We start from the raw sequence: 26,781 nt of genomic DNA on the forward strand, positions 1-26,781 counted from the left end.
GATACTGGTTGCCGATGCCGCCTCCGAAGGATTTCCCCGCCCTCACCCGCGCCGAGCTGCTGCGCCTGGGCGTCGCGCTGTGCGCCGGGGCCGCGCTTCCCGCCTTCGCGCAACAAAAGCCCCTGCCCGCCATGAACACCCGCCCCATCCCCTCCACGAAGGAAGCCCTGCCCGTGATCGGCTGCGGCACCTGGATCGGCTTCGACCAGCGTCCCGGAAGCGAGGAATACGCGCGCCTGCCCGGCGTGCTCGACGCCCTGTTCGCGGCCGGCGGCACGGTGATCGACAGCTCGCCGATGTACGGCCGCTCCGAGGAAACCACCGGCGAGCTGCTGGCCGCGTCGAAGCAGCAGCAAGGCAAGGCATTCCTCGCCACCAAGGTCTGGACCTCGGGCCGCGAGGCCGGCATCGCGCAGATGGAGCAATCTTTTGCGCGGCTGCGCACGCAGCGCATGGACCTGATGCAGGTGCACAACCTCGTCGACTGGCGCACCCACCTCGCGACGCTGCGCGGCTGGAAGGAACAGGGCCGCGTGCGCTACATCGGCATCACGCACTACACCGCCTCGGCCTACGGCGAGGTGGAGGCGGTGCTGAAGGCCGAGAAGCTCGACTTCCTGCAGATCAACTACTCGCTCGACGCGCGCGAGGCCGAGCAGCGCCTGCTGCCGCTGGCGGCCGAGCGCGGCGTGGCGGTGATCGTCAACATGCCCTTCGGCGGCGGCGGACTGCTGCGCCGGCTGCGCGACAAGCCGCTGCCGCCATGGGCCGGCGAAATCGGCTGCACCAGCTGGGCGCAGGTGCTGCTGAAGTTCGTGCTGAGCCATCCGGCCGTGACCTGCGCGATTCCGGGCACCAGCCGCCGCGAGCACATGGCGGACAACGCGGCGGCCGGCGCGGGCAGCTTTCCCGATGCGGCCTTCTGGCGCCGCGAGGCCGCCTCTATTCGAACTTGACGTTGTGCTCGCGCACGGTGGCGCCGAAGGCGTCGTACTGCGTGCGGAAGAACTCGGTGAACTTCGCGGGGCTCATGCCATAGCCCTCGAAGCCCTGCTGCACCAGCTGCGCATGCACCTCGGGGCGCTTCAGCGTGTTCTGCAGCTCCTGCGAGAGCCTGTCGGTGATCGCCTGCGGCAGCCCCGGCGGCCCGAAGAAGCCGGCCCACGGCGTGATGGTGAGCTTGCCCAGCCCCAGCTCGCCGCCCGTAGGCACGTCGGGCAAGAGGCCGCTGCGCTGCGGCAGCAGCGTCACCAGCGCGCGGATGCGCCCTTCCTTCACGAAGCCCGGCGCCAGCGTGCCGGTGGTGAACATCATCTGGATCTGCCCGCCGAGCAGGTCGGTCATGGCCTGCATGTCGCCCTTGTAGCGCGCGTTGACCACCTTGCGGTCGCCCAGCAGCTGCAGCATCGCAAGCTCCGAGGCGCTGTTGCTCGAGGCCGAGTTGAGCGCCCCGGGCTTCGACGCCACCAGCGCGAGCAGCTCGTTCACGCTCTTCACCGGCAGGCTGGTCGGCACCACCAGGAACATCGAGAACTGCCCGGCCGAGCTGATCGGCGTGAAGGCCTTGAAGGGGTCGTAGGGCGGCGTTGGCCGCAGCGTGGGCGCGGCCACCATCGCGGTATTGGTGCCCATCAGCAGCGTGTAGCCGTCGGGCCTGGCCGACGAGGTGGCTTGCGCGGCGAGCACGCCGTCGGCGCCGGGGCGGTTCTCCACGATCACCTGCTGGCCGAGCTGCTTGGCCAGCCCCTCCGCGATGATGCGCGTGAGCACGTCGGCGCCGCCGCCCGCTGCGAAGCCGACGATCAGCTTCAGCGGCTTGTTGGGATACGCGTCGGCGCTCCATGCCGCCGAGGTGGGCAATGCCGCGGCGGCAAGGGCCGCGAGGGTCAGGGTTCTGCGTCGCATGAGGTGCCTCCGCGTCAAAAGAGATGGCGCACGCCGAATTCCCAGCCGGTCGACCGATGCCCGGCCGCCGGTGCCACGCCGCCGCTGACCACGTAGCGCGCCTGGCCGCTGTTCATGAGCCGCGCGTAGGTGCCGTAGAGCGCGGTGCGCTTCGACAGGTTGTGCACGTAGCCGATGCCGAACTGCCGCGCGTCGTCGCGGTTGCGCGGCATGCCGTTGGCGTTGCGCAGGCTCTCGTCGCTGCGGTCGTCGAGGTAGGCGTAGCTGATGCGGATGCGCCCGACCTCGAAGGCCGGGATGTGCGCGCCGATCTCCGTCGTGTTCTTGCGCACCGTGCCGGTCGCGAGCTTCACCGTCACCGCGTTGTACAGCGCGAAGAACTTCGCGAAGCCCGCGTCCCACGAGCCGCCGATGTTGGCGTGCGTGTAGTTGCCAATGGTGGCGGTGGACTTGAAGTTCGAGCGCGTGACGGCCGCCGCGACGTCGAACGCGCCCGATGCGAAGCCGAAGCGCGCGCCGGCGAAGTTGCCGTCGTCGCGGTTCGCCACGGTGGAGTCGTTCTCGCCGGTGCCGATCATCGCCATGCCGTAGAAGCCGCCGATGTTGGGCGGCAGCCAGTAGCTCACGGTGTTGCTGCCCGTGATGGTCGTGGGCAGCGGCCCGGTGCCCGCGCCCGCGAAGGTGAGGTTGCCCGCGCGCGCCACGCCGTTGGCATTGAAGGGGTCGAAGTAGATGCTGTTGTAGTGCGTGGGAATGAAGTCGTGGCCCAGCCGCACCTCGCCGAGGGTGTCGGACGAGAGGCTCACGAAGGACATGCGGTCGAAGGTGATCGGCCCCGCCGTGCCCGCGCCGCTGGTCTGGTTGTTGCTGTTGCTCGGGCGGCCGGTGCCGGTGTCGGGATTCAGGCTGCCTTCGAGCCAGAAGCCCGCGCGCAGGCCGCCGCCCAGGTCCTCGGTGCCGCGAAAGCCCAGCCGGCTCGTGGAGAGCCCGCCGTTCGACAGCGCCTTCGCCGAGCCGCCGCCGGGACCGGCGCCGTTCGTGTACTGGATGCCGAGGTCCATCACGCCGAACACGGTGACGCTCGACTGCGCGTGCGCCACCCCGGTGCCGGCCAGTCCCAGCGCCGACCACATCAAAAGTCTCTTCATGGTTTCTTGTCTCCTGCTTCTTCTCTTGGGTTGAAAAACTCGGAACGACCGCGCAGGGCTGCGCCACCGGGTGCGAACGGGGGTCCGCACCGGTTGGCGAAAGCCGGGGTGAAAAAGGGCCTAGCCCGGGGACTCGGGGCGTTCGGTGCGCACGAGCACCGCGCCCTTGGAAAGCGGGCTCACGTTGCGCCGGTACTGCTGCAGCCAGCCGGTGTCGAAGGCCGGCGGCGGCGCCTGCCAGTCGGCGCGGCGGGCCTGGAGCTCGGCGTCGGTCAGGTCGATGTCGAGGCGGCGCGCGTCGAGGTCGATGGTGATCGTGTCGCCGTCGCGCACCAGCCCGAGCGGACCGCCGAGCGCGGCTTCGGGCGACACCTCGGCCACCACGAGCCCCTTGCAGACGAGGCCAGAGAGATGGCCGTCGGTCAGCAGCGCGACCTGGTCGCCGAGCCCCGCGCCGTCGACCGCGAACACCACGCGCGATGCGCCCCCGCCCATGGCCGGACCGCCGCAGGCACCGGCGCCGCGCATCACGATCACCTGGCCGGGCACGATCTCGCCGTTCTTCAACGCGGCGATGGCTGCGTCCGAGGTCCAGAAGCACACGGCCGGGCCGGTGAAGCGCCGCACCTTGCGCTCGACGATGCCGGTCTTGATGAGGCCCGACTCGGGCGCGAGATTGCCGCGCAGCAGCACGATGGCCGGCAGCGGCGCCACCGGCCGGTCGATGGGGCGGATCACTTCGGCATCGGCCACTTCGGCGCTGCGCAGGTTGTCGGCGACAGTGCCACCGGTGACGGTGAGCACGCCGGTGTCGAACAGCGGCTCGAGCTGCTTCATCAGCGCGCGGCAACCGCCCGCCGCCTCGAAGGCTTCGATGGAATGGCCGCCGATGGGCCGCACGCCGGCCAGCACAGGCGTCGTCGGGCCGAGGCTTTCGAAGAGGCCGTACACGTCGACGCCGCACTCGCCCTCTGTCGCCACCGCCTGCAGGTGCTTCGCTGTGTTGAGCGAGCCGCCGATAGACAGCACCGCCCGCACCGCGTTGACGAAGGCGCCGTGCGTGAGGATGTCGCGCGGCTTCAGGTCGTCGAGCACCATCCGCACGATGCGCGTGCCGGCCGCGCGCACGTCGGCCATCATCTTCGGGCTCAGCGCAGCCACCGGCGCGCTGCCCGGCAGGGCCAGGCCCAGCGCCTCGCAGACGATGTGCATCGAGTTGGCCGTGCCCAGGCCCGAGCACACGCCGGGGCCACGGATGGCCTCGCGGCTCATGCCCACGAGCTCTTCCACCGGCAGCTTGCCCGTGACGGCATGCATGGCACCGATGAACACCTCCTCGATGTCCATGTGGTGGCCCTTGTACTCGCCGCTGGGCTGGTAGCCGCAGGGCACGAGCAGCGTCGGGATGTTCAGGCGGGCCGCCGCCATGAGTTGGCCCGGCACGGTCTTGTCGCAGGAGGTGAGGCACACCATGCCGTCGAGCTGCGCGCCCTCGACCGCCACCTCGATGTCGTTGGTGACCAGGTCGCGCGCACCGAGCATGTAGGCGCCGCGTGCGCCGGCGCCGGTAATGAAGTCGCTGGGCGCGGCGGTGCGGATCTCGAAGGGCACGCCGCCCGCCGCGCGAATGGCGGCCTTGATCTCCGTCGCCACGCGGTCGAGATGGCTGAAGCAGGCAGCCAGTTCCGAGGAACTGTTGACGATGGCGATCTTGGGCTTCTCGCAGTCCTCTTCCGGAATGCCGAGCGCGCGCCAGTGCGCGTTGCGCACCGACCAGAGGTAGGAGCCGCGCGGGAAGTTGCTGCGCAGGGGGCGGGTCATGCGGCACCTTCCAGCTTCTTCTTCGTGATCTCGATCACACCACGGTCGGCGTCCACACGAACCCAATCGCCGGTCTCGATGCATTCGAGCGGGTCGCGCTCGAAGTCGGTCATCGCGGGCGAGTGCGTGACCACGGCGCCCAGCGCCATCTTGGTCGTCATCTCGTTGAACAGGAACGCGGCAGGCGCAGAGTTCATGAGCCGCGTCATGTGGAACATGGCCGACCAGCCCGAGGAGCCCTTGGCCCCCGGAAACACCAGCACCTTGCCCGCGAAGCTCTGCCCGCGCAGCTCGTGCCGCGTCTCGATGACGGTGCCGGTGCGCGGGTCGATGCCGCCCCAGCCGGAGATGCGGTCGCGCGTGACCAGCGCCTCGCCTTCCGCAACGCCGCCCACGACCTTGCGGCCGCGGATCACGATGGTTTGCTCGGTCATGACTGCTTCGCTCATGCGTAGGCTCCGTTCCAGCGGCCCGTGCAGGCTGCGTCGATGCATTCGGCCGTGCTGCCGAACCAGGCCTGCACGCCGAGGATGGCGGGCAGGTAGTGGGCCTGCTTGGCCGAGTCGAGCGCCACGGTCTTCGTGCCCTTGGGCACGGCGCGGCTCATGGCGGAGCAGCTGTCGCCCATGATGATTCCGCCCGCGTCCTCGATGATCTTCGTGTAGCCGTTGCGATCGGCCAGCGCCTTGATGGCGCGCGGCGTGAAGATCCACAGCTCGCAATCGGGGTGCACCTTGCGCCCTTCGATGAGCTGCGCGGCCTCCCAGATCTGCTCGATGGTGTAGTGCGGGCAGCCCAGCATCACGTACTGCACCTCCGCATCCTTGGCCGTGATGTTGATCTTCTCGTAGGTGGCGCGGCGCTCGGCCTCGCCGTAGCGCAGCACCTCCACGGGCGCCTTTCCGCCGAGCGCCTGTTCCAGCGTCAGCGCCTCGGGCGTGACGCCTGCGATGTGATACATCTCCACGCCGCCCGAGGACGAGGCTGCCGCGCCGAAGTGCTTGAGCCGCGGCAGGTTCGGCACCCGCGAGATGCCGCGCCGGCTGTGCACCACCGGCACGCGCTCCTGCACGTGCTCGCCGATGTAGTAGCCGAGCAGGCCCCAGTCCTGCACCGACTCGACCTCGATGTCGAGCTCGACCACGTGCGTGGCGCGGCGGTTCTGGTCGAGGTGGTAGCCCCAGTACGGAATGCGGCCGGTGAGCATGGCGGCGCCGGTGCTCTCGCGGCCTTCGGTGTTGGTGCGCGCGCCCAGCACCGAATTGCAGTACACGACCGCCGACGACTCCATCCACGCGCAGTGCTCGCCGCGCGTCGGGATGTTGCCGACCTGGTAGGGCGTGCAGGTGTTCATGATCTGCGCGCCGAGCCCGGCGGCGTGGCGCTCGCTCTTCTCGTAGAAGCGCACGATCTCCTCGCTCACGCCCATGCGTTCGGGCTGGCCGGGATCGAAGCCCAGCTGCAGGTGGCTGGTGAAGACCTTGAACTTCGGGATCTCGACGGTCTCCTGGCTGTCGAGGCTGAATTCGGAGAACACCGCGTCCATGCCGCCGCCCTTGGCGAGCGCGAAGTCGCGCTGGAAGGGCGTGGTCGATGTGATGGTGGCGCAGACGTTGCGCGTCTCGACCAGTCGCTCGGCGCCCAGTGCTTCGCCGTAGCGCACCAGCAGGTCCATCGCCTTCTGCACGGCCGGGCCGTCGCGGCCGTCGTACATGGCTTTTTCTTCATCGCTCAGGTGCATGACCTGTGTCTCCGTTCTTCTGTGTCGTGGGGATCGAGCCCCGGCCGGGCCGCTAGCCCGGCGAGGGTGTGGGGGTAGGTACGTGCCCGCCGATGTCGCGCGCGATGCTCAGCGCGATGTCGTGCAGGCGCGGTGCGAGTTCGTTGCGCAGGCGCTCCTCGGTGAAGACGAAGGCGGCGCCGCCGCCGTTGAGCGCCATCACCTCGCCGTCGGGCCCGATGAGGGGCACCGACACCGAATTGATCTCGCGGTGGAACTCGCCGAGCGACAGGCAGTAGCCCAGCCGCTTCGATTCGCCGATGGCGCGGTTCATGTTGGGCGCGATGCTGTCCCATTCGGGGCCGCGCAGGAGGCGCATCGAATCGACGAGCTGGTTGCGCTGCGCCTCGGGCAGTGCAGAGAGATACGCGCGGCCGAGCGCCGAGTTGGCCAGCGGCGCGCGCGAGCCGACGTCGAGCCGCGCCGACAGCATCGACGAGCGCGGGCGGCAGGCTTCGATCAGCACCATCTCCATGCCGTCGCGCACGGCCAGGTAGACCGAGGCGCCAACCTCTTCCGCCATCGCCTGCATGCTGGGCCGCGCGGCGGCGCGCACGTCGAGGCTGCCGAGGAACACGCGCGACAGCGACACCACGCCCGGGCCGAGCATGAAGCGGTCGGGCGCCTGCGCCGGCTTGAGCATGCCCAGCGAGAGCAGCGTGGCGACCAGCCGGTTGACGGTGGGGCGCGGAATGCCGGTCATGCGCGCCAGGTCGGCATGGCCCAGCACCGGGCGCTCTTCGCTGAAGCAGCGCAGCACCGAGATGCCGCGCTCCAGCGCGCTCACGGTGTCGGAGCGCTCGCCGCGCGCGTCGGCCTGCTCGGCCGGGGAGAAAGAGGTGTCGTTCTTTTCGGTGGACATGGAGGAACCCTTCGCAAGACTCTCAGGATCGGGACTCCCGAATGTAGAGGCTCGCGGGTGGAGGGCTGCCGGGTTCATGGCCGTGCTGGTTCCGGTGAAGGCTCATCAGGCGCCGGCCTCGGCCGTGGCGGGCGAAGTCGCCACGCCCTGCCCTGCTCCGGCGCGCAGGTACACGCCCTGCTCCAGCAGCGCGGCCTGCAACGCGCCCACGTCGATGAAGCGCGGCTCGATGCCGCCGCGCGAAGCCAGCGCCGCCGCCACGCCCGCAGCCTGGCCGGTGATCCAGCATTGCGGGATCTCGCGCATGAAGCCGTGCGAGTTGCGGTCGCAGGAGATGTGGCGCCCGCAGGCCAGCAGGCCGTCGAGCTGCTTCGGCACCAGCGCGCCATAGGGAATGGAGATGTTCGGGAACTTGGGCGAGACGGCGGGCGACACGCCGATCTCGTCCGCCAGCGGCACGCCGTCTGGCCACTGGCTGCGCAGCACCGAGCCCACGCCGACGAGGCGCCGCGCATGGCGCACGCCGATCTGCGGCGCGCTCAGCATCAGGTAGGCGTTCTCGAAGCCGGGCGCATGGGCGCGGAAGTAGTCGAGATGCGCGGCCATCGCGCGGTGCGAGCGCACTTCCACCGCGGTGAGGTCGTCCACGTCGAGCGCCGAATAGCCCGACTGGCGCGGCCCCATGAAGAGCGCCACGTCGTTGCGCCACGAGACGAAGGGCCGCTCGAACAGGCCGCACTGCTCGCGCCCGCCCGCCATGAAGGCGGTGAAGGCTTCGGGCTGGCCGGCCTTGAACTCGATCCAGCGGTTCATGTCCACGCCGCCGAAGAGCCAGGAGGTGTTCATGCAGTGATGCACGTCGGCTTCCTCGATGTCGTTCACGTACTCGGCGCCGGCACGGGCGAACAGGTCGCCGTCGCCGGTGGCGTCGACCACCACGTCGGCCATGATCGCCATGCGGCCTTCCTTGCTCTCGAACACCACGCCCTTGACGGCGCCGTCCTGCACGATGGGAATGGCGGCCCACGAGTGATAGATGAGCTTGACCTTGCGCTCCAGCACGATCTCCTGCGAGAGCAGCTTGAGCCGCTCGGGGTCGATGGTGGGCGACCAGGTGACGATGCCGTGATAGGCGGCGGTGCGCTGCGACCAGTGCGCGGCCTTGGCCGTGTCCTGCGAGCCCCAGTCCTCGCGCACCGGGCCGGCGATGGCTTCGGCCGGCAGGCGGTCGAACAACTCTTCGGCAAAGCCGCGAATGACCAGTTTGCCCTCCCAGTCGGTCATGCGGTCGATCCAGATGACGAGGCCGCCGGTCGACAGGCCTCCCAGGTGGTTGTAGCGCTCCAGCAGCGCCACGTCGGCACCCGCACGGGCGGCGGCGGCAGCGGCAGCGGTGCCCGACGGGCCGCCGCCCACCACCAGCACGCCGCAGCGGTGATAGACCGGAATGCTCTTGCCGGGCTCGGCCCAGCTGCCGTGGTCAGGCCGCTTGACGCGGCTGTCGCGGTCGAAGATGTCGGAGGACAGGATGCGCTCGTCGGTACGGACGACAGTTTTCATGAGTGCGTTCTCGGCTTGGCTTGTTTCGTCGTATTTTGATTTCACTTTCCATTTTGTCAAACTCAAAGCGCCAGTATTTGGGGTATTCCCTAGTGAATATGGATTTTTATGATTTTCAAGATCAATATTGAAAAAGCAATCCAACGGAGACATCGATGAGAAAACTTCACGGCACCCGCCGTGCCTTCGGCTCGGCCCTCGGTGCCGCAGCCCTGCTGGGCCTCGCGCCCCTGGCCGTGGCCCAGGACTTCCCGGTGCGCGGCAAGCCCATCCGCATCGTCGTGGGCTTCACCGCCGGCGGCGGCACCGACGCGCAGGCGCGCATCGTTGCGCAGAAGCTCGGCGAGGTGCTCGACACCAGCGTGATCGTCGACAACAAGCCCGGCGCCAGCACGATGCTGGCGGCCAACGAGGTGTCGCGCGCCCTGCCCGACGGCTACACGCTGCTGTACGCGCCCTCTTCCACCATGGCGCAGAACCCGCACACCTTCGCGCAGGTGCCCTACGACCCGTTCAAGGACTTCACCGCCATCTCGATGGGTGGGCGCGGGCCGCTGGTGCTGTCGTTGAGCACCACCGTGCCGGCCAACAACGTGAAGGAACTGGTGGCATACGTGAAGGCCCATCCGGGCAAGGTGAGCTACGCCTCGTTCGGCGCGGGCACTTCCTCGCACATCTACGGCGAGGCCTTCGTGAAGAAGACCGGCATCGACGCGGTGCACATCCCGTACAAGGGCGGCTCCGACGCGGCGAAGGACCTGATCGGCGGGCGCGTGCAGTACATGTTCGACTCGGCCTCCTCGGCCATCATCACGGCCTCCACCGGCAAGGTGAAGATCCTCGCGGTGGCCGCCGGCGCGCGCATCGCCGCGCTGCCCGACGTGCCCACCTTCGCCGAGCAGGGCTACGCGGGGCTCGACCTGCCGAGCTGGCTGGGCTTCTACGGGCCGGCGCGCATGCCGGCGCCGGTGGTCGAGAAGCTCAACACCGCGCTGGCGAAGGTGCTGGCGATGCCGCAGGTGCGCGAGTTCTATCGCAGCGGCGGCTACGAGGCCGGCTCCACCACGCCGGCGGAGTTCGCCAGCATCACGCGCTCCACCTACGACAGCTGGGGCGCGATGGTTCAGCAGGTGGGGCTGGTCAAGCAATGAACGACAGGCCAGCCTCCCTTCGCCGCCGCCAGATCGCGGCCTGCCTCGCCCTCGGTGCAGGCATGCCGCTGCTGGCGGCGCGCGCCGCCGCGCCCTTTCCGGACAAGGGCCGCACCATCCGCATCGTGCTGGGCCTGGCGGCCGGCGGCGCCTCCGACGCGCAGGCGCGCTTCGTCGCCAACAAGCTGGGCGAGGTGCTGCAGACGCCGGTGATCGTGGAGAACCGGCCGGGCGCGAGCTTCATCCTCGCGACAGAGGAAGTGATCCGCTCCGCGCCAGACGGCTACACCTTCATGTACGCGCCCTCCTCCGTGGTGGCGCAGAACCCTCAGACGCTGGCGCAGGTGCGCTACGACCCGTTCAAGGACCTCACGCCCATCTCGCTCGGCGCGCGCGGCCCGCTGGTGCTGACGGTGCACGCGAGCGTGCCGGCGCGCACGGTGCAGGAACTGGTGGCGTACATCAAGGCCAACCCGGGGAAGATGAGCTACGCCTCCTTCGGCACAGGAACCTCGTCGCACATCTACGGCGAGGCTTTCGCGCGGCAGGCCGGGCTGGACGTGGTGCACGTGCCCTACAAGGGCGGCGCCGACGCGGCCAAGGACTTTCTCGCAGGCCGCGTGCAGTACTACTTCGACGCGGCGCCCAACGCCATCCAGAACACTGCAACCGGCAAGGTTCGCATGCTGGCGGTGGCAGCGCCGAAGCGCAGTCCGATGCTGCCCGACGTGCCCACCATGGGTGAGCAAGGCGTGAGCGGCGTCGACATGCCGAGCTGGCTGGGCTTCTACGGACCGGCGCGCATGCCGGCGCCGGTGGTCGAGAAGCTCAACGCCGCGCTGGCGCAGGTGCTGGCGATGCCGGCCACGCGCGATTTCTTCCGCCAGGGTGCGTACGAGGCCGAATCGTCCAGCCCGAAGCAATTGGCCGAGCTGACGCGCGCGACCTACGACCAGTGGGGCGACATCATCCGCAAGCTCGGGCTGGTGAAGCAGTCGCAGTAAGGATCAGCGGAAGAACTCCACGAACCGCGCGTTGACCTCGTCGGCGCGCTCGTACTGCGCCCAGTGGCCGGCGCCGTCGACCACCACGCCCTCGCGCGCAGGCCCTTCGGTTGCCAGCTGCGCGACCAGCGGGCGCGGGTCGGCGGTGACGTCGAATTCGCCCCACAGCAGCAGCGTCGGCACATTCAATGTGCCGAGCGCCTGCTGCAGCCCGCCCGATTGCGACACCTCCTTGCTGCGGAAGCGCGTGCCATGGCAGGAGATATCGTGGATCTCGAAGGCCAGCGCGTCGATGGCGGCCGGGTCGTGCAGCATCAGCGCCGCGAGGTTGTGCAGCAGCGCGGCGCGTTCGGCCTCGCGATCGGGGGCGGCGCGCCAGTTGATCATCTGCGCCGTCATGCGCCGCAGCGTGCCGTGGCCACCACTGCCGATGAGCGCGAAGCGGCGGACCGCGCCGCGCCCGGCCCCGAAGCGCGCGGCCGTCAGACCGCCAAAGGAAAAGCCGCCGAGATCGATGACGGTACCCGCGCCGATGAGTTGGTCGAGCGTGCCGCCGAGCGCCGCGAGCAACGGCATCAGCGGGTCTTCGCCGGACGCCACGCGCGGCGGTGCGTCGGATTCGTTGAAGCCCGGCATGTCGGGCAGCCACAGCGTTCGGCCGGCCGACAGCGCCTCGGCGTTTCGCAGCCAGTGCATCCAGCTGCCATGGCCGCCGTGCAGCAGCACCAGCGGGGGGCGGCTGGTGTCGGAGCCGAAGCGGCGCCAGCGCACGCGCACGCCCTCGTGCACCGGATCATGATGGGTCGAGAGCGCGTCGATGCGCGCGATGAGGTCGGCGTTCATGGCCACATCCTTTGCAGTTCACGTTCGCCGTCGAGAAACTGGTGCTTGAGCGCGGCCAGCACGTGCAGGCCGAAGAGAACGTACAGCACATAGCCGGCCCATGCGTGCACGCCGCCCAGCACGGTGTGCCATGTTTCCTTCACCGTCGGCTCGATGGCCATGATCCAGCCGATGCGAGGCCATTCGAACAGGCCGAAGAGCTGCATCGGATGCGTGGCGGCGTCCTTCCAGGCCGAGTCGTGCATCCAGCCCGACAGCGGCAGCAGGATCATCAACAGATAGAGCACGCCATGGGCCGCATGGGCCGCGAAGCGTTCGAAGGCCCCATAGGAGCCCGGCATGGCCGGCGGCTTGTGCGTGGCACGCCAGAGGATGCGCATGATGACCAGGCCCAGCACGGTGATGCCTATGGACTTGTGGGTGTCGATGGCTGGGCGCACCCAGTCGTCGGGATAGCGGTCTACCAGCAGGATCAGGGCGATGTTGAAGATCATGAGCACCGCGATCAGCCAGTGCAGCGCGATGGCGGTTCGGGTGTAGCGGGTTTGTGCGAGCATGCGGGGAATTTTCGGGCGTGGGCCGACTCAGTCGGGAGCGCGTGCGATTGTCCCGGCATTCCCCGGGCTTTTCGAAACCGCAGGCCGAGTCTTTACGTATCAGCGAACCACCGACCGACAGCCGCCCGGACGACATCCCTTGAACGACTCTCTCCAACGCGCCTTCCAGGCCGCCTCGCCGCGCCTGTCTCCACCCGGCACGCCGCTGAGAAGCTGGCTCATCCACGGCAGCGTGCTCGTGCTGTGGGCCCTGCTCTTCGCCATGGCCTTCAAGGCCGTCGATGTCGGCGCATGGTCGGTGGGCGTGGCCTACGTGCTGTACGACACCGTGCTGCTGCTGTTCGTCGCGTGGATGACGCTGCCGATACTGCGGCCCCGGCCCGCGCCCTCCCCCGCGGCCACGGCGCGACGCAACACGCTGGGCGTGATCGTCGCCTCGCACAACGAGGCGGCCGTGCTACCGGTGACGCTCGCCGCCCTGCTCGGCCAGACCGACGCGCCCGACCGCATCGTGATCGCCGACGACGGCTCGACCGACGGCACGGCCGAGCTGCTCGCCACGCAATACGGACTCGTAGCGCCGGGCCTCGGCGAACTGAGCGCCCCCAGCGCCACGCATCCTTCGCTGTACTGGCTGCGCCTGCCCCATGGCGGCAAGGCAGTGGCACTGAACGCGGCCGTCCTGTGCATCGACACCGACATCGTGCTCACCGTCGACGGCGACACGCTGCTCGACAGCCGTGCCATCGGCGCCGTGCGCCGCGCCTTCTCGGAAGAGCCGGAGCTCGTCGCCGCCACCGGCGTCATCACGCCCGTGTGCAGCCGCACGCTGGCCGGCCGCTGCTTCCAGTGGTTCCAGACTTATGAGTACATCCGCAATTTCCTCTCGCGCTATGCATGGATGCGCGTCAACGGCCTGCTGCTGATCTCGGGCGCCTTCGCCGGCTTTCGCACCGAGGCGGTGCGCGCCGTGGGTGGCTTCGACACCGACTGCCTGGTGGAAGACTACGAGCTCATCCACCGCCTGCATCGCCACGCCCAGGCACACGGCCTGCCATGGACCGTGCGCGTGCTCGGCGACGCGCAAGCGCATACCGACGCGCCGAGCAGCACCGGCGCCTTCCTGCGCCAGCGCCGCCGCTGGTTCGGCGGCTTCCTGCAGACGCAGTTCTGGTACCGCGCAATGGTCGGCGACCGGCGTTATGGCTGGCTCGGCGTCGCGATGCTGCCGGTGAAGGCCGTCGACACCCTGCAGCCGCTCTACGGCCTGGCCGCCTTCGGCCTGCTGCTGGTGTACCTGGTGCGCGGCAACCTCGGCGTGCTGGCGCCAGTGGCCGGCGTGATCGGCGCGAAGATCGTGCTCGACCTCGCCTTCCACCTGTGGTCGGTGCACCTGTACCGCCGCTGGATCGGCTCCGGCAGCAGCAAGGCCAGCTTTGCGCAGGCCTTCGCGGCCGCGCTGATCGAGCCCTTCACCTTCCAGATCCTGCGGCACACGGGTGCTGCGTGGGGATGGTGGATGTTCCTGACGGGGCGCGGCACCTGGGGGCGGCAGACGCGCGTGGGGCTGGTGGATGCCGATGGGGTGCGGCGGGAGCACCGCTGATGCACCGGCTGTAGGCCCCTCGTCCCAGTCGACGGCCTGCTAGGCCGATTCCGCGGTTGCTCCCGGCAGGCAGCGCGCGCGTGCAGTGACGAAGTCTTCGCTCAATTTTCTTCCCAGATTGATCGCAAGACTTGGAAAACCGTCGGAGGTCCCGTGCTCGGGCCACCTCCATGTTTTCCGCCAACTTCACTCACGTTGGACGCCAGATGCTGCAACTTGCCCAATCCCGAGAAACCCGCCACCCCGACGAGAACGCCACGCTGCGCGAACTCTACGAAGCCCACCAGGGCAAGGTCTCGGACAAGTGGATGCTCTATCTGTCGGAGTACGAGCGGCTGCTGGCGCCCCTGCGACGATCGGCCGCGCACATGCTGGAGATCGGCGTGCAGAACGGCGGATCGCTGGAGATCTGGGCCCGCTACTTCCCCGGCCTTCGCCGCCTGGTCGGATGCGACATCAATGCCGACTGCGCCAGGCTCAGCTTCGAGGATGACCGCATCCGCGTGGTGCTCGGCGATGCCAACACCGACGCAGTCGACGGGCGTATCGCGGCGCATTGCGAACGCTTCGACCTGATCATCGACGACGGCTCGCATCGCTCGGGCGACATCGTGAAGTCGTTCTGCCGCTATTTCGACCGCCTTTCGGACGGGGGCCTCTACATCGTCGAGGACCTTCACTGCAGCTACTGGCCGGCCTACGAAGGCGGGCTTTTCCACCCGACCTCGCCCATGGCGTTCTTCAAGCAGCTCGCGGACGTGCCGAACCACGAGCACTGGGGACCGGGCTGCTCGCGCAAGGACAGCCTGCGCCCCTTCCTGCAGGCTCATGGCACGGAGATCGGCGAGGAGGTCCTGGGCCACGTGCATTCGGTGGAGTTCATCAACTCCATGTGCGTGATCCGCAAGAACGCGCCTTCCGCCAACGTCCTCGGCCCGCGCTTCATCGCGGGCCGTGAAGAGCTGGTGGTGACGGGCCTCGCGCCGCTGCATCTGAGAAAACTCGTTCAGGCCGACCAGATTCCGGACCCGCAGTCCGCATCGCGAACCCTGCGCGAGGAAGAACTGGCCAACGCGCTGGAGGCCTGCGAACAGCGCTGCACGGAGCTTTCCGAACGGCTCGAACAAACCAGGACCGCGCTCGGCCGCAGCTCGACCAGTTCCGAGCAGGCGACCAGCGCACTGGAGGCAGCACGCGCGCAGTTGGCCCGGGCCGACGCTCACCGCAACGAACTCCTGCACTCGACCAGCTGGAAGGTGACCGGGCCGCTGCGATGGGTGGGGCGGCAAGTGCGCCGCGCCAGGCGCGTGCCCGGGCTGATTTCCGCGGTTGCGGCCGAACGCCGTGGCCCGGTCCGGACAATGCGCGCGGTCGCCCGGATCTATCGCGAATCGGGCCTGGGCGGCGTCGCTCGTGCGGCCGCGGCCCTGGAAGCGCGCGCCGCGCAGGCAGCGGCCGCCGACACGTCGAGCTACGCGCACTGGGTCGAGCGCTACGACAGCATCGACGGCAAGACGCGCGAGATCCTGCGGGAGCGGCTCGCCTCGCTTTCCGACCGGCCGCTGATCTCGGTGGTGATGCCGACCTACAACTCCAACCCTGTCTGGCTGCGCGCCGCCATCGAATCCGTGAGGAGCCAGATCTATCCGAACTGGGAGCTCTGCATTGCGGACGACGCGTCTTCCGACCCGAAGGTAAGGAAGGTGCTGGACTCCTATTCGAACGACGCGCGGATCAAGGTGGTCTACCGCCAGGAGAACGGCCATATCTCGGCAGCCTCGAACAGCGCGCTCGAGCTGGCCGAAGGCGAATGGGTCGCGCTCGTGGACCACGACGACATGCTCAAGGAAGACGCGCTCCTGTGGATGGCCGAAGCCGCTTCCCGGGCTCCGGACGCTCGCCTTTTCTACTCCGACGAAGACAAGCTCGACGTGAACGGCAGGCGCTGCGATCCGTACTTCAAGCCCGACTGGAACCAGGATCTCTTCTACTCGCAGAACATGTTCTCGCATCTGGGCATGTATCACGCCGACCTGGTGCGGCAGGTGGGCGGCTTCCAGGTCGGCATGGAGGGCGCACAGGACTACGACCTGGTGCTGCGCTGCATGGAACACGTCGATCCGGAGCAGATCCGGCACGTTCCCCGGGTTCTCTATCACTGGCGCACCCACGCGCAGAGCGCCGCCGGCGATCCGGACGCCAAGCCCTACGCACATCTGGCCGGCGAACGAGCTCTCAACGACCACTTCCGGCGCCGCGGCATCCGCGGGTTCGTGGAGCACGCGGGCAACGGCTACCGGGCGCACTACGCCCTGCCCGACGATCCTCCGCTGGTGACGCTGGTCATCCCGACGCGCAACGGCCTGTCGCTGCTTCGCCGCTGCATCGACAGCATCCGGGCCCGGACGGACTACCCCCGCTATGAAATCCTCGTGATCGACAACGGCTCGGACGAGCCCGAGGCGGTGGAGTATCTGGAGAAGCTCTCGCGCCAGTCCGACGCGGAAGTGCTGCGCATCGACGCGCCCTTCAACTACTCGGCCCTGAACAACCGCGCGGTGGCCCAGGCCCGGGGCGAATTCGTCGCGCTGCTGAACAACGACACCGAGGTCATCTCTCCGGGCTGGCTGTCGGAAATGGTTTCGCTCGCGCTGCAACCGGGCGTGGGCGCGGTCGGCGCCCGGCTCTGGTACTCGGATGACACCTTGCAGCATGGCGGCGTGGTGCTCGGCGTCGGCGGCGTAGCAGGCCACAGCCACAAGCGGCTGCGCAGGGACGAAACGGGCTACTTCGGCCGTGGCAGCCTCATCCAGTCGTTCTCGGCCGTGACGGCGGCATGCCTCGTGGTGCGGCGCTCGGTCTTCCTGGCCGTGGGAGGTCTGGACGAAGTCAACCTGAAGGTGGCGTTCAACGACGTCGACTTCTGCATGCGGCTGTGCGAGGCCGGCCTGCGCAATGTCTGGACGCCGTACGCCGAGCTCTATCACCACGAGTCGGCGACACGAGGCTCCGATGAGCTGCCCGAGAAACAGCAGCGCTTCGCCTCGGAGGTGCGCTACATGATCGAGCGTTGGGGCGATAAGCTGCGCTGCGATCCGGCCTACAACCCCAACCTCACGCTGGTCACCGAAGACTTCGCGCTGGCGACCCCGCCGCGCGCACCGGCTGGAGCCTGAGCGTGCAGCGCGGCTGAGGTGTCAAGCGCCGAAGCGGAAGCTCGAAACCACCAGCCCGCCCATGAACGCGTCCTCGTGATACACGCGCTCGCCGGCTTCGCCCTCGGCTGCGCCGACAGCCACCATCAGCGGGATCAGGTGCTCTTCGCGTGGATGCGCCATGCGGGCGGCCGGGGCTGAATCCCACTGGAGCAGTTGAGCGCTGCGCTCGCCGGCAGAGCTCTTCACCACCGCCTCCTCGAGCCAGTCGTCGAAAGCCTTCGACACGCCATGTGCCTGCGGGCCGAAGTTGCGCAGGTTGTGATAGCTCAGGCCGCTGCCGACGATCAGCACGTTCTCGTCGCGCAAGGGCGCGATGGCTCGGCCCAGCGCCAGGTGCTCGGCCGGGTCTAGTCCGCGCCGCAGCGACAGCTGCACCACGGGCACGTCGGCCTTGGGGTACATCGCGGCCATCGGCGAGAACATGCCGTGGTCGTAGCCGCGCTGCGGGTCGATCTGCGCCGGCAGGCCGGCGGCGGCGATGAGCGACTGCACGCGCTGCGCCAGTTCGGGCGAGCCGGGCGAGTCGTAATGCACCTCGTAGGTGTGAGGGGGGAAGCCGCCGTAGTCGTAGATCATCGGCGGCCTGGCGTTGCCCTGCACGGTGAAGACAGGGGCTTCCCAGTGCGCCGACACCATGAGGATGGCGCTGGGCGTGCGGCCGATCTGGCGCGGCATGTCGGCCAGCGAGGCTTCGAGCTGGTCGTAGGTCGGGCCCATTTCCTTCTTCATCCAGGGCCAGGGGCCGCCGCCGTGCGAGATGAAGTACGTGGGCAGGCGCGGCGAAACAGTGGTGTTGTCGTGGGTCAAGTCGATGCTCCTCGATGAAAGCGTTGCATCGACTGTAGACATTTCCTCCAAGGAAATCGACAGGCTACGATGCATCGAATCAGTTCCTGTCAGGAAACTTTGAAGAGAGGAGCGCACATGGACCGGATGACCAGCCTGCGGGTGTTCCGCGAAGTCGTGGAGGCGGGCAGCTTCGTGGCGGCGGCCGAGCGGCAGGGCATGTCGCCGCCCATGGCGAGCAAGCACGTGGCGCAGTTGGAGAAGTCGCTGGGCGCGCGGCTGCTGCACCGCTCCAGCCGCCACCTGAGCCTCACGGAGGCCGGCACCGCCTGGTACGAGCAGAGCCGCCGCGCGCTGGACCTGCTCGACGAGGCCGAGGCCGCCATCGGCCAGACCAGCGACACGCCGCGCGGCCAGCTCAAGGTGAGCGCGCCCGTGTGGTGCGCCACCCCGCGCTTCGCCCGCGTGCTGGCCGACTACCGCGAGAAGTACCCCGAAGTGCTGGTCGACATGCACCTGGAGAACCGCAAGGTCGATCTGGCGGCCGACGGCTACGACCTCGCATTGCGCGCCACGCAGGAGCCCTCGCCCGCCCTGATCGCGCGGCCGCTGTGCCGTGTGCCCTTCTTCCTCGCCGGCACGCCCGCCTACCTGGAGCGTATGGGCGGCCTGCCCGCCGTGCCGGCCGACCTGGCGAAGCTGGGCGCCATCGTGCCGAGCTACGTGAACCTGGACAACCTCGCGCTCAAGGGGCCGGGCGGGCGGATGTTTCCGCTGCGGCTGGTGCCGGCCATGCGCTCGGACGACACCACGCTCACGCTGCACGCGGTGCGCGCGGACATGGGCATCGCCTACATGCCGACCTGGCTGATCGACGACGACGTCGCGCAGGGCCGGCTGCTGAGGCTGCTGCCGGAGTTCGAGGCCACGCCGGTCACGCTCTTCGCGGTGTACACGAGCCGGCAGTACATGGCGCCCAAACTGCGTACTTTCATCGACTTCCTGGGCGAGCGGCTGGGCCCGCCGGCGGCGAGCCACGGGAAGCCGCGCGGTGCGCTGAACGCTTCCTGAAGAACGCACCTTTTCGGGGCAAGGTCATGCATGCGCGGCTAAAGTCCTGAGCTCTCCGGGAGACTCTTTCCTTGTTCCGATTCTTCGAAAAACTCCTTCACCCCTACCCTGCCGCCGAGCCCCCGATGCCGCCGCAGGGCTTCTTCGCCTTCCTCTGGGCCTGCACGCATGGCGTGCGCGGCAAGATCGCAGTAATGGCGGCGCTCACGGCCGCCATGTCGATCTTCGAGGCTGCCCTGTTCGCGATCCTCGGGCGCATCGTCGACTGGCTCGCCGGGCAGGAACCCTCGCGCCTGTGGCAGGACCGCGGCGGCACGCTCATGTGGCTGGCTGCGTTCCTCGTCATCAGCATCTTCGTGGTGGCGCTGCAGACCATCGTGAAGCACCAGACGCTCGCGGTGAACCTGCCGATGCGCCTGCGCTGGAACTTCCACCGGCTGATGCTGGGCCAGAGCATGGCCTTCTACCAGGACGAGTTCGCGGGCCGCATCACCGCCAAGGTCATGCAGACCGCGCTGGCGGTGCGCGACACGGTGTTCGTGCTGGCCGACGTGCTGGTGGCCATGGGCGTGTATGTCGCCACCATGATCATCCTGGTGGGCGTGCTCGACGCGCAGTTGGTCTGGCCCTTCCTGATCTGGCTGGCGCTCTACATCGGCTCGCTCGTGTACTTCGTGCCGCGCCTGGGCAAGGTCGGCAAGGAGCAGGCCGACGCCCGCGCGCTGATGACCGGCCGCGTGACCGACGCCTACACCAACATCGCGACCGTCAAGCTGTTCTCGCACACGCAGCGCGAGGCCGGCTTCGCGCGCGACGCGATGCGCGAGTTCATGAAGACGGGCTACGGCCAGATGCGGCTGGTGAGCGCCTTCGAGATCGTCAACCACACGCTGAGCATGGGCCTGACTGCCGGCATGGCGGGCGTGGCGCTGTGGCTGTGGTCGCACGGCGCGGTCGGCATCGGCGCGGTGGCCGCGGCCACGGCGATGGCGCTGCGGCTGCAGGGCATGTCGCACTGGATCATGTGGGAGATGACCAGCCTGTTCGAGAACATCGGCACGGTGCAGGACGGCATGAAGACGCTGTCGCGTCCGCGCACCGTGCTCGACGCGGCCGACGCGAAGGCACTTGACGTACCGCGCGGCGAGGTGCGCTTCGAGCACGCGAGCTTCCGCTATGGCGACGCGGGCCGCCGCGTCATCGACGACCTGACGCTGACGGTGAAGCCCGGCGAGAAGATCGGCCTGGTCGGCCGCTCGGGCGCCGGCAAGTCGACGCTGGTGAACCTGCTGCTGCGCTTCCACGACCTGGAAAGCGGCCGCATCCTGATCGACGGGCAGGACATCGCGCACGTCACGCAGGACTCGCTGCGCGGCCACATCGGCATGGTCACCCAGGATACTTCCCTCATGCACCGCTCGGTGGCCGACAACGTCGCCTACGGCCGGCCCGACGCCACGAAGGAGCAGATCGAAGCTGCAGCCAAGCGCGCGGAAGCGCACGACTTCATCCAGACGCTGGGCGACGCGACCGGCCGTCGCGGCTACGAGGCGCACGTGGGCGAGCGCGGCGTGAAGCTCTCGGGCGGCCAGCGCCAGCGCGTGGCCATCGCGCGCGTGATGCTGAAGGATGCGCCGATCCTGCTGCTCGACGAAGCCACCAGCGCGCTCGATTCCGAGGTGGAAGCCGCCATCCAGCAGAGCCTCTACACGCTGATGGAAGGCAAGACCGTGATCGCCATTGCCCACCGGCTCTCGACCATCGCCGCGATGGACCGGCTGATCGTGCTCGACGAAGGCCGCGTGGTGGAAGAAGGCGACCACCGCACGCTGATGGCGCAAGGCGGTCTCTATGCGCGGCTGTGGGCCCACCAGAGCGGTGGCTTCCTGGGCGACAGCCTCGAAGAGGACGAGGCGCTGCGCGCCTGAAGAGCCTTCTTCGCGAAACACCGCGGAACCGGCTTTGCCGGGCCGCAGGTGTTGCCCCGGAAAGGGGTTGGCGCAGCGACACGAAGTGCGCGAAGCCTGGGGGAGAACCTAGCTGGGCAAAGCGCCGGCCTCGTACTGTGCGACGAACTCCCCGCTCGGCGGGATCGGCTTGATGATGTCGATCAGCACGCCGTTCGGGTCGCGCGTGATGAAGTGCCGCTGCCCGAAAGCCTCGTCGCGCAGCGGCAGCAGGATCGGCAGGCCGGCTGCCTTCAGCCGGTCGTGCACCGCGTCGGGGTCGTCCACCTCGAAGTTCAGCAGCGTGCCGCCCGCCACCTGTCCGCGCGCGGGAGCCGGAATGGTCTCGTGCCGGCCGTCGAGCACGGCAAGGTTCACCGAGGGCTCGTCCGCCAGTTGCAGATGCACGTACCAGTCGCTCGTGAACAGGGGCACGAAGCCGAAGTGCGTCCTGTAGAAATCAGCCGTTCCGGCAACGTCGTTGGTCATGAGAACGGGGTAGTAGCTCGTCACTTTCACGGTGAGTCCTTTCATTTAACATACAGACTGCATGTAAATTGAATATAACTTACAGACAGTCTGCATGTAAATGAGCAAGACCACATCGGCAACGGTCAGAACCAACCGCGAACGCACCGAAACCACCCGCCTCGCGCTGCTGGACGCGGCGCGCGCCCTCTTCGTAGGCAAGGGCTATGGCGACACGTCCACGCCCGAGATCGCGGTGGCCGCCGGCATCACGCGCGGTGCGCTGTACCACCACTTCACCGACAAGCGCGACCTTTTCCGCCAGGTGCTGATGCGCGAAAGCCAGGCCGTCGCGGCCGACATCGAGGCGGCCGCGCCCGAGCAGCTCACGCCGCGCGAGGCGCTGCTCGAAGGCAGCAAGGCCTACCTGAGCGCGATGACGGTGCCGGGCCGCACGCGGCTGCTGCTGATCGACGGGCCGGCAGTGCTCGGCATGGAAGAAATCATGGCGCTGGACGACACCACGTCGGCCGCTTCCCTGCGCGAAGGCCTCGCGCGCGCCGGCATGGGCAAGGACGAGGTTTCGCTCGACGCTCTCACCCTGCTGCTCTCGGCAGCCTTCGACCGCGCCGCGCTGGCCATCGATGCCGGCGCTGATGCCGGAGAAACCCGCGCGGCAATGCTCTGGCTGCTGGAGCGCGCGCTGGTACCCGCTGTACCCGCTCGTAAACGCTGACGGCCCCATCCGGCCCGGCGCTTCACACACGCCTACAGCACGCGCCGCCCCCTGCCGACAGTGCTTGCGCGGCGTCCGCGCGATGCTGGATTCATCTTCAACACAGAGGAGTCCTCGCGTGAATTCCATCATCTACATCGTCGGTCTGGTCGTGGTGGTCGTTGCCGTGCTTTCGTTCTTCGGCCTCCGCTAGATTCCAACCCATCCACATCCCGTGAAACGGGGCCGCTCGCGGCCCCGTTCTTCGTCGTGGCCGCCCGGAATGCGCCGGGCATAATTTGCGCGGCCCCGCCCCGAGCCGGGCCTCACTGACTCATACAGATACAGACTGGCTGCGAAGGGACCCTGTTGACCAACACCGCGCTGCGCGAACCCGCCTTCCCCGACGCGGTGATCACCGAGGCGATCCGATGGACCGAGCAGAACGGTCCGCTCGACGACGCACAGGCCCTGCGCATCGCCGCCTCCCGCACAGCCGACGCCCATCGCCAGGTCACCGAACGCGCGCTTCTGCTCGGCGAGCGCATCGGCCTGCAGCCTGAATTCGCGCGTGCCCGGCAATGGGCGCCCTGGGTGCTGCTCGCGCTCGCGGCGCTGATCGTCGTCGCCGGCCTCGGTCTGGCGGGCAATGTGGTCGGCGGCGGCGAGCGCCACATCAACGTGATCGTCGCGCTCGCGAGCCTGCTGGGGCTGCATGCGCTGACTCTGCTGCTGTGGCTCGCCGGGCTGTGGCTGCCGCTCGGTTCGTTCAACACCGCGTCGCTGGGCTGGATCTGGCTGTCGCTCACAGCGCGCGTGGCCGGCGGCAAGCGCGGGCAGGCACCGACGCTGGTGCGCGCGGCCACGGGGCTGCTGTCCCGCGCGAAACTGCTGCCATGGGCCTTCGGGCTCGTGAGCCACGGCATCTGGTCGCTCTCGTTCGCGGTGGTGCTGGCCGCGATGCTTTTCGCGCTCGCGTTCCGCAGCTACACGCTGAGCTGGGAGACGACGATCCTCGAGCCGGAATTCTTCGTGCGCGCGGTGCAGGCATTGGGCTGGGTGCCTGCGAAGCTGGGCTTTCCGGTGCCCGACACCGCCACGGTGATGGCCGCTGCAGGCACCGCCAGCGCCGCCGGGCAGCGCACCTGGGCGCTGTGGCTCACCGGCTGCATCGCGGTCTACGGACTGCTGCCGCGCCTCGCGCTCGTGCTGCTCAGCGCGGGCATCCTGCGCAGCCGACGCAAGGCGCTGCAGCCCGACTGGAACGAACCCTACTACCGCAAGCTCATGGCCCGCTTCGCCGCGATGGCGCCGGCAGCCATCGTCGATGCAGACCCGGGCCGCCTGCGCGGCGCCATGCCCTCTAGCCTGCCGGCTTCGGAACTCAGCGATGCTCTCTTCGTCATCGGCTTCGAGCTGCCGCCCGACATGCCGTGGCCGCCGGCGGTGCTCCCCGCCGCCATCGCGACGCAGGCGCAGCGCATCGACGGCAGCGCCCCGGCGCGCCGCGGCCTGCTCGATCGACTGGCCCAGGCCCGTCCGCGCACGGTGCTGATGGTCTGCCACGCCGCATCCAGCCCCGACCGCGGCACCGAGCGCTTCCTGCGCGAGGTGCTTGCGCATTGCGGCGAATGCCGCCTGTGGCTTGCCGATGCGCCCGATGCAAACGCCACGCAGCGCTGGCTCGACTGGCTGCGCGACACCGGCCTGGAGCGCATCACCGCCAGCGACCAGCTCGACGCCGCCCTGCCCGAAAGCGCCATCGCCCCATGACGCAGCAACAGCAACTGCCCATCCGCATCGCCGTCGTCGGCCACACCAACGCGGGCAAGACTTCGCTGCTGCGCACGCTCACGCGCCGCATCGATTTCGGCGAGGTGTCGCAGCGCCCGGGCACCACGCGCCATGTCGAATCGGTCGACCTCGACGTGAACGGCGAAGCCGCCGTGCGCTTCTTCGACACGCCCGGCCTCGAGGACGCCGTCGCGCTGCGCGAGCACCTTGCGGCCGGCTTCGACGCGCAGGCGACGCCGCCGGAACGCATCCGCCAGTTCCTGCGCGGCCCCGAGGCACAGGGCGTGTTCGAGCAGGAGGCCAAGGTGCTGCGCACCATGCTCGACATCGATGCGGCCTTCCTGGTCATCGACGTGCGCGAGCCGGTGCTGCCCAAGTTCCGCGACGAAATCGAGCTGCTCAACTCCTGTGCGCGCCCGGTGCTGCCGGTGCTCAACTTCGTGCGCGACGCGGCCAGCCGCGAGCCGGCGTGGAAGGAACTGCTCTCGGCCTACGGCCTGCACGTGCAGGTGCGCTTCGACGCGGCCGCCCCGTTCGTTGGCGCCGAGCAGGACCTGTACGACGACCTCGCCACGCTGCTGCGCGATCGCCGCGAGCTGCTGCGCGGAGTGGTCGATTCGCTGGCCGCCGAAGCCGCGCGGCGGCGCGAATCCGCATGCACGCGCATTGCCGACCTGCTGGTCGACGCGGCTGCGGTGCGCCGGACGGTGTCGTCCATGAAATTCGCCGACGAGGCGCGCCGCAAGGCCCTCGTCGCCGCGCTGCAGAAAGACGTGTTCGACAAGGCGCAGCGCTGCACCGACGACCTGCTCGCGCTCTACGGCTTTCGCCAAGGCGATGCCGACGAGGCGCCGCTGCCGATCATCGAAGGCCGCTGGACGCTGGACTTCTTCAGCCCGGAAGCCATGAAGGACGCCGGCCTGCGCCTCGGCAAGGGCGCCGTCATCGGCGCGGCGGTGGGCGTGGTGGCCGACCTTGCGGTGGCCGGCATTTCGCTGGGCGCGGGCGCGGCGCTGGGTGGCGCCATCGGCGGCGCGGTGTCGCAGGGCCTCGGGCCGTTGGGGCGCAAGCTGGCCAACAAGCTGCGCGACGTGCACGAGCTCACCGTGGAAGACGGCGTGCTGTTCACGCTGGCCGCATGGCAGCTGAAGCTCACGCAGGCGCTGGAGTTGCGCGGCCATGCGGCCACGCAGCGCATCGCCGCCGAATCGCCCGAGGATGGCGATGCGCCCACGCGCGCCGCTGCGGCCGCGGTGCGTGGCGCGCAGCCGGCGCGCAACCATCCCGAGTGGGAATCCGGCGGCATCGCGACGCGCAGCTTCTGGCGCCCGTCGCCGCAGCGCGAGGCGCTGGTGGCCGAGCTGTCGCTGGCGCTGCAGCGCGCCTTCGTCGAAGCGCCCTAGTTCGCCAGTGCCTGCAGCCGCGCGTAGTCGCCCGGCCGCGCGCCCAACTGCTCGGGCGTCGAACGCTTGACGACCCGCTCAAGGAAGAGCTGCCGGTTGGCCGGCGACACGGTCATGCCCTTGTCGCGCAGGAATTTCTCGTCCTCCAGCTCGCCGGCGATCACGCCGACGTTGGTCCACTTGGCGGTTTCCACCAGCACCTTCTCGACCATCGCCTGCTGCTGCGCGCTCAGCCTGGCCCACGCGGCCTTGCCGATGACGATGCCCAGCGTGTCGTAGACGTGCGCTGTCAGCAGCACGTACTTCTGCACCTCGTAGAGCTTCTTCGACTTGACGATGTCGAGCGGGTTTTCCTGCGCCTCGACCTCGTTCTTCTTGAGCGAGCCGTACAGGCTCATGAAGGGCAGCGTCACCGGCTTGGCGTCGAGCGCGGTAGCGAAGAGCTGGTAGGCCGCGGCGGCGGGCACGTAGAGGCGCAGGTCGCGGAAGTCTTCGGGCTTGGCCAGCGGCTTCGCCGAGGTGACCTGGCGCGCGCCATAGTAGACGGAGGCGACCATGCGGTTGCCGCTCTTCTCGTTGTAGCCCTTCATCAGCTCCGCCAGCAACGGGCTCGCCAAATACTTGCGCATGTGGTCGAGGTCCTTGAAGGCGAACGGGTAGCTCCCAAGGCTCAGCGGCGGATAGCCCTCGGCCAGCGTGGCCTGCCCGACGTAGGCGATCTGCATCGAGTCGTTGGCCAGCATCAGCGGAAAGTCGCCCTCCTGCCCCAGTTTGGAAGAAGGCACCACCTCGATCTTGATCTTGCCCTCGGACTGCTCGGCGATCTTGCGCGCCGCCATTTCCGCCTGCTGGTGGAAGATGCTCCCGGGCTCGTAGACATGGCCCCACTTGAACTGCAGCACCTGTGCGTGCGCAGCCACCGCTCCCGCGAGCGCCATGCATATGAAGACACCGGCGCGGCGCCACGGCAACAAGCTTTTCATCGACTCTCCCTCGGGTTGAGAACAGCCCTCCTCCATGCAAGATCGACGCCATGGCGGCGGGCGGGTGCCGGGCGAATGCGTCCGGCGCGGGAATCGTAAGGATTTGATACAAACCTCGGGAGCGGGTTTGCCCGACTCCAGCCCGCGCGCCTACGATGCC

Annotated in this window: 22 protein-coding genes; 10 read left to right on the top strand and 12 right to left on the bottom strand. The window is 68.8% G+C overall.

All coding sequences use genetic code 11. The annotated features are described in order from the left end of the window. The first annotated feature begins 14 nt into the window (after positions 1-14). Positions 15-956 (top strand): aldo/keto reductase, encoded by a 942-nt coding sequence (locus tag SFB74_RS19430; protein WP_432725886.1) that lies wholly within the window; start codon positions 15-17, stop codon positions 954-956. Here the strand turns inward: SFB74_RS19430 and SFB74_RS19435 are convergent. The 7 genes from SFB74_RS19435 to SFB74_RS19465 form a co-directional block, all read right to left on the bottom strand. Next, entirely contained in the window at positions 943-1,905 is a 963-nt protein-coding gene (locus tag SFB74_RS19435; RefSeq protein WP_432725887.1) for a Bug family tripartite tricarboxylate transporter substrate binding protein, read from the bottom strand. The genes SFB74_RS19430 and SFB74_RS19435 overlap by 14 nt on opposite strands. Before the next feature lie 14 nt (positions 1,906-1,919). Beyond that, positions 1,920-3,053, bottom strand: a complete 1,134-nt coding sequence (locus SFB74_RS19440; protein ID WP_432725889.1) for a porin — start codon at positions 3,051-3,053, stop codon at positions 1,920-1,922. A 120-nt stretch (positions 3,054-3,173) separates the two neighbouring features. Further along, a complete protein-coding gene (locus SFB74_RS19445; protein ID WP_432725891.1) occupies positions 3,174-4,874 on the bottom strand; it encodes a dihydroxy-acid dehydratase in 1,701 nt (566 codons plus the stop codon). Further along, positions 4,871-5,323 (bottom strand): aconitase X swivel domain-containing protein, encoded by a 453-nt coding sequence (locus SFB74_RS19450; RefSeq protein WP_432725892.1) that lies wholly within the window; start codon positions 5,321-5,323, stop codon positions 4,871-4,873. Before SFB74_RS19450 ends, SFB74_RS19445 begins: the two co-directional genes overlap by 4 nt. Then, positions 5,320-6,615 (bottom strand): aconitase X, encoded by a 1,296-nt coding sequence (locus tag SFB74_RS19455; protein ID WP_432725893.1) that lies wholly within the window; start codon positions 6,613-6,615, stop codon positions 5,320-5,322. Before SFB74_RS19455 ends, SFB74_RS19450 begins: the two co-directional genes overlap by 4 nt. 52 nt (positions 6,616-6,667) lie before the next feature. After that, positions 6,668-7,516 (bottom strand): IclR family transcriptional regulator, encoded by an 849-nt coding sequence (locus SFB74_RS19460; RefSeq protein ID WP_093200766.1) that lies wholly within the window; start codon positions 7,514-7,516, stop codon positions 6,668-6,670. 105 nt (positions 7,517-7,621) lie between these two features. Continuing rightward, positions 7,622-9,076, bottom strand: a complete 1,455-nt coding sequence (locus SFB74_RS19465; RefSeq protein ID WP_432725894.1) for an FAD-dependent oxidoreductase — start codon at positions 9,074-9,076, stop codon at positions 7,622-7,624. Positions 9,077-9,231: 155 nt separating this feature from the next. Between SFB74_RS19465 and SFB74_RS19470 the strand changes: the two genes are divergently transcribed. Together SFB74_RS19470 and SFB74_RS19475 are read left to right on the top strand one after the other, a co-directional pair. Then, positions 9,232-10,227 carry a Bug family tripartite tricarboxylate transporter substrate binding protein gene (locus SFB74_RS19470; protein ID WP_432725895.1) on the top strand — a complete coding sequence of 332 codons (996 nt, stop codon included), beginning with the start codon at positions 9,232-9,234 and terminating at the stop codon, positions 10,225-10,227. Further along, entirely contained in the window at positions 10,224-11,231 is a 1,008-nt protein-coding gene (locus SFB74_RS19475; RefSeq protein WP_432725896.1) for a Bug family tripartite tricarboxylate transporter substrate binding protein, read from the top strand. The genes SFB74_RS19470 and SFB74_RS19475 overlap by 4 nt, the downstream gene beginning before the upstream one ends. A 3-nt stretch (positions 11,232-11,234) precedes the next feature. On the opposite strand, the gene SFB74_RS19480 is transcribed toward SFB74_RS19475, so the two are convergent. Next, a complete protein-coding gene (locus SFB74_RS19480) occupies positions 11,235-12,074 on the bottom strand; it encodes an alpha/beta fold hydrolase (protein ID WP_432725897.1) in 840 nt (279 codons plus the stop codon). Then, entirely contained in the window at positions 12,071-12,631 is a 561-nt protein-coding gene (locus tag SFB74_RS19485) for a cytochrome b (protein ID WP_093306507.1), read from the bottom strand. The genes SFB74_RS19480 and SFB74_RS19485 overlap by 4 nt, the downstream gene beginning before the upstream one ends. A gap of 139 nt (positions 12,632-12,770) precedes the next feature. On the opposite strand from SFB74_RS19485, the gene SFB74_RS19490 reads away from it, so the two are divergent. Together SFB74_RS19490 and SFB74_RS19495 are read left to right on the top strand one after the other, a co-directional pair. Further along, the gene (locus SFB74_RS19490) at positions 12,771-14,237 is read left to right on the top strand and encodes a glycosyltransferase family 2 protein (RefSeq protein WP_432725898.1); all 1,467 of its coding nucleotides are present in this window, start codon (positions 12,771-12,773) and stop codon (positions 14,235-14,237) included. Between the two features lie 206 nt (positions 14,238-14,443). Continuing rightward, positions 14,444-17,413: a glycosyltransferase gene (locus SFB74_RS19495; protein WP_432725899.1), complete on the top strand. Its 2,970-nt coding sequence runs from the start codon at positions 14,444-14,446 to the stop codon at positions 17,411-17,413. A gap of 21 nt (positions 17,414-17,434) precedes the next feature. Here the strand turns inward: SFB74_RS19495 and SFB74_RS19500 are convergent, their stop codons facing one another. Then, positions 17,435-18,262, bottom strand: coding sequence for a DODA-type extradiol aromatic ring-opening family dioxygenase (locus SFB74_RS19500; protein ID WP_432725901.1), 828 nt, complete (start codon positions 18,260-18,262; stop codon positions 17,435-17,437). Between the two features lie 117 nt (positions 18,263-18,379). Between SFB74_RS19500 and SFB74_RS19505 the strand changes: the two genes are divergently transcribed. Further along, positions 18,380-19,312 carry a LysR family transcriptional regulator gene (locus SFB74_RS19505; protein WP_432725902.1) on the top strand — a complete coding sequence of 311 codons (933 nt, stop codon included), beginning with the start codon at positions 18,380-18,382 and terminating at the stop codon, positions 19,310-19,312. A gap of 71 nt (positions 19,313-19,383) precedes the next feature. Next, positions 19,384-21,240 carry an ABC transporter ATP-binding protein gene (locus SFB74_RS19510; protein ID WP_432725903.1) on the top strand — a complete coding sequence of 619 codons (1,857 nt, stop codon included), beginning with the start codon at positions 19,384-19,386 and terminating at the stop codon, positions 21,238-21,240. A 108-nt stretch (positions 21,241-21,348) separates the two neighbouring features. Here the strand turns inward: SFB74_RS19510 and SFB74_RS19515 are convergent, their stop codons facing one another. Then, the gene (locus tag SFB74_RS19515) at positions 21,349-21,792 is read right to left on the bottom strand and encodes a VOC family protein (RefSeq protein ID WP_432725904.1); all 444 of its coding nucleotides are present in this window, start codon (positions 21,790-21,792) and stop codon (positions 21,349-21,351) included. Between the two features lie 55 nt (positions 21,793-21,847). Here SFB74_RS19515 and SFB74_RS19520 point away from each other — a divergent pair, with 55 nt between their 5' ends. The 3 genes from SFB74_RS19520 (at position 21,848) to SFB74_RS19530 (ending at position 25,638) form a co-directional block, all read left to right on the top strand. Then, positions 21,848-22,462, top strand: a complete 615-nt coding sequence (locus SFB74_RS19520) for a TetR/AcrR family transcriptional regulator (protein ID WP_432725905.1) — start codon at positions 21,848-21,850, stop codon at positions 22,460-22,462. 348 nt (positions 22,463-22,810) lie between these two features. Continuing rightward, positions 22,811-24,214 carry a DUF2868 domain-containing protein gene (locus SFB74_RS19525; RefSeq protein ID WP_432725906.1) on the top strand — a complete coding sequence of 468 codons (1,404 nt, stop codon included), beginning with the start codon at positions 22,811-22,813 and terminating at the stop codon, positions 24,212-24,214. Next, positions 24,211-25,638, top strand: coding sequence for a GTPase/DUF3482 domain-containing protein (locus SFB74_RS19530; protein WP_432725907.1), 1,428 nt, complete (start codon positions 24,211-24,213; stop codon positions 25,636-25,638). The genes SFB74_RS19525 and SFB74_RS19530 overlap by 4 nt, the downstream gene beginning before the upstream one ends. Here SFB74_RS19530 and SFB74_RS19535 read toward each other — a convergent pair. Beyond that, entirely contained in the window at positions 25,635-26,621 is a 987-nt protein-coding gene (locus SFB74_RS19535) for a sialic acid TRAP transporter substrate-binding protein SiaP (RefSeq protein WP_432725908.1), read from the bottom strand. The two genes, SFB74_RS19530 and SFB74_RS19535, sit on opposite strands and share 4 nt — an antisense overlap. Positions 26,622-26,781 lie beyond the last annotated feature (160 nt).

This window comes from Variovorax xiamenensis, from assembly GCF_050916385.1.
Taxonomy (GTDB): domain Bacteria; phylum Pseudomonadota; class Gammaproteobacteria; order Burkholderiales; family Burkholderiaceae_C; genus Variovorax.

Bases quoted from the DNA above. Each gene is read 5' to 3' on its own strand.
- SFB74_RS19430 (WP_432725886.1), top strand. From the start codon at position 15: ATGCCGCCTCCGAAGGATTTCCCCGCCCTCACCCGCGCCGAGCTGCTG.
- SFB74_RS19435 (WP_432725887.1), bottom strand. From the start codon at position 1,905: ATGCGACGCAGAACCCTGACCCTCGCGGCCCTTGCCGCCGCGGCATTG.
- SFB74_RS19440 (WP_432725889.1), bottom strand. From the start codon at position 3,053: ATGAAGAGACTTTTGATGTGGTCGGCGCTGGGACTGGCCGGCACCGGG.
- SFB74_RS19445 (WP_432725891.1), bottom strand. From the start codon at position 4,874: ATGACCCGCCCCCTGCGCAGCAACTTCCCGCGCGGCTCCTACCTCTGG.
- SFB74_RS19450 (WP_432725892.1), bottom strand. From the start codon at position 5,323: ATGAGCGAAGCAGTCATGACCGAGCAAACCATCGTGATCCGCGGCCGC.
- SFB74_RS19455 (WP_432725893.1), bottom strand. From the start codon at position 6,615: ATGCACCTGAGCGATGAAGAAAAAGCCATGTACGACGGCCGCGACGGC.
- SFB74_RS19460 (WP_093200766.1), bottom strand. From the start codon at position 7,516: ATGTCCACCGAAAAGAACGACACCTCTTTCTCCCCGGCCGAGCAGGCC.
- SFB74_RS19465 (WP_432725894.1), bottom strand. From the start codon at position 9,076: ATGAAAACTGTCGTCCGTACCGACGAGCGCATCCTGTCCTCCGACATC.
- SFB74_RS19470 (WP_432725895.1), top strand. From the start codon at position 9,232: ATGAGAAAACTTCACGGCACCCGCCGTGCCTTCGGCTCGGCCCTCGGT.
- SFB74_RS19475 (WP_432725896.1), top strand. From the start codon at position 10,224: ATGAACGACAGGCCAGCCTCCCTTCGCCGCCGCCAGATCGCGGCCTGC.
- SFB74_RS19480 (WP_432725897.1), bottom strand. From the start codon at position 12,074: ATGAACGCCGACCTCATCGCGCGCATCGACGCGCTCTCGACCCATCAT.
- SFB74_RS19485 (WP_093306507.1), bottom strand. From the start codon at position 12,631: ATGCTCGCACAAACCCGCTACACCCGAACCGCCATCGCGCTGCACTGG.
- SFB74_RS19495 (WP_432725899.1), top strand. From the start codon at position 14,444: ATGCTGCAACTTGCCCAATCCCGAGAAACCCGCCACCCCGACGAGAAC.
- SFB74_RS19505 (WP_432725902.1), top strand. From the start codon at position 18,380: ATGGACCGGATGACCAGCCTGCGGGTGTTCCGCGAAGTCGTGGAGGCG.
- SFB74_RS19515 (WP_432725904.1), bottom strand. From the start codon at position 21,792: ATGAAAGGACTCACCGTGAAAGTGACGAGCTACTACCCCGTTCTCATG.
- SFB74_RS19520 (WP_432725905.1), top strand. From the start codon at position 21,848: ATGAGCAAGACCACATCGGCAACGGTCAGAACCAACCGCGAACGCACC.
- SFB74_RS19530 (WP_432725907.1), top strand. From the start codon at position 24,211: ATGACGCAGCAACAGCAACTGCCCATCCGCATCGCCGTCGTCGGCCAC.
- SFB74_RS19535 (WP_432725908.1), bottom strand. From the start codon at position 26,621: ATGAAAAGCTTGTTGCCGTGGCGCCGCGCCGGTGTCTTCATATGCATG.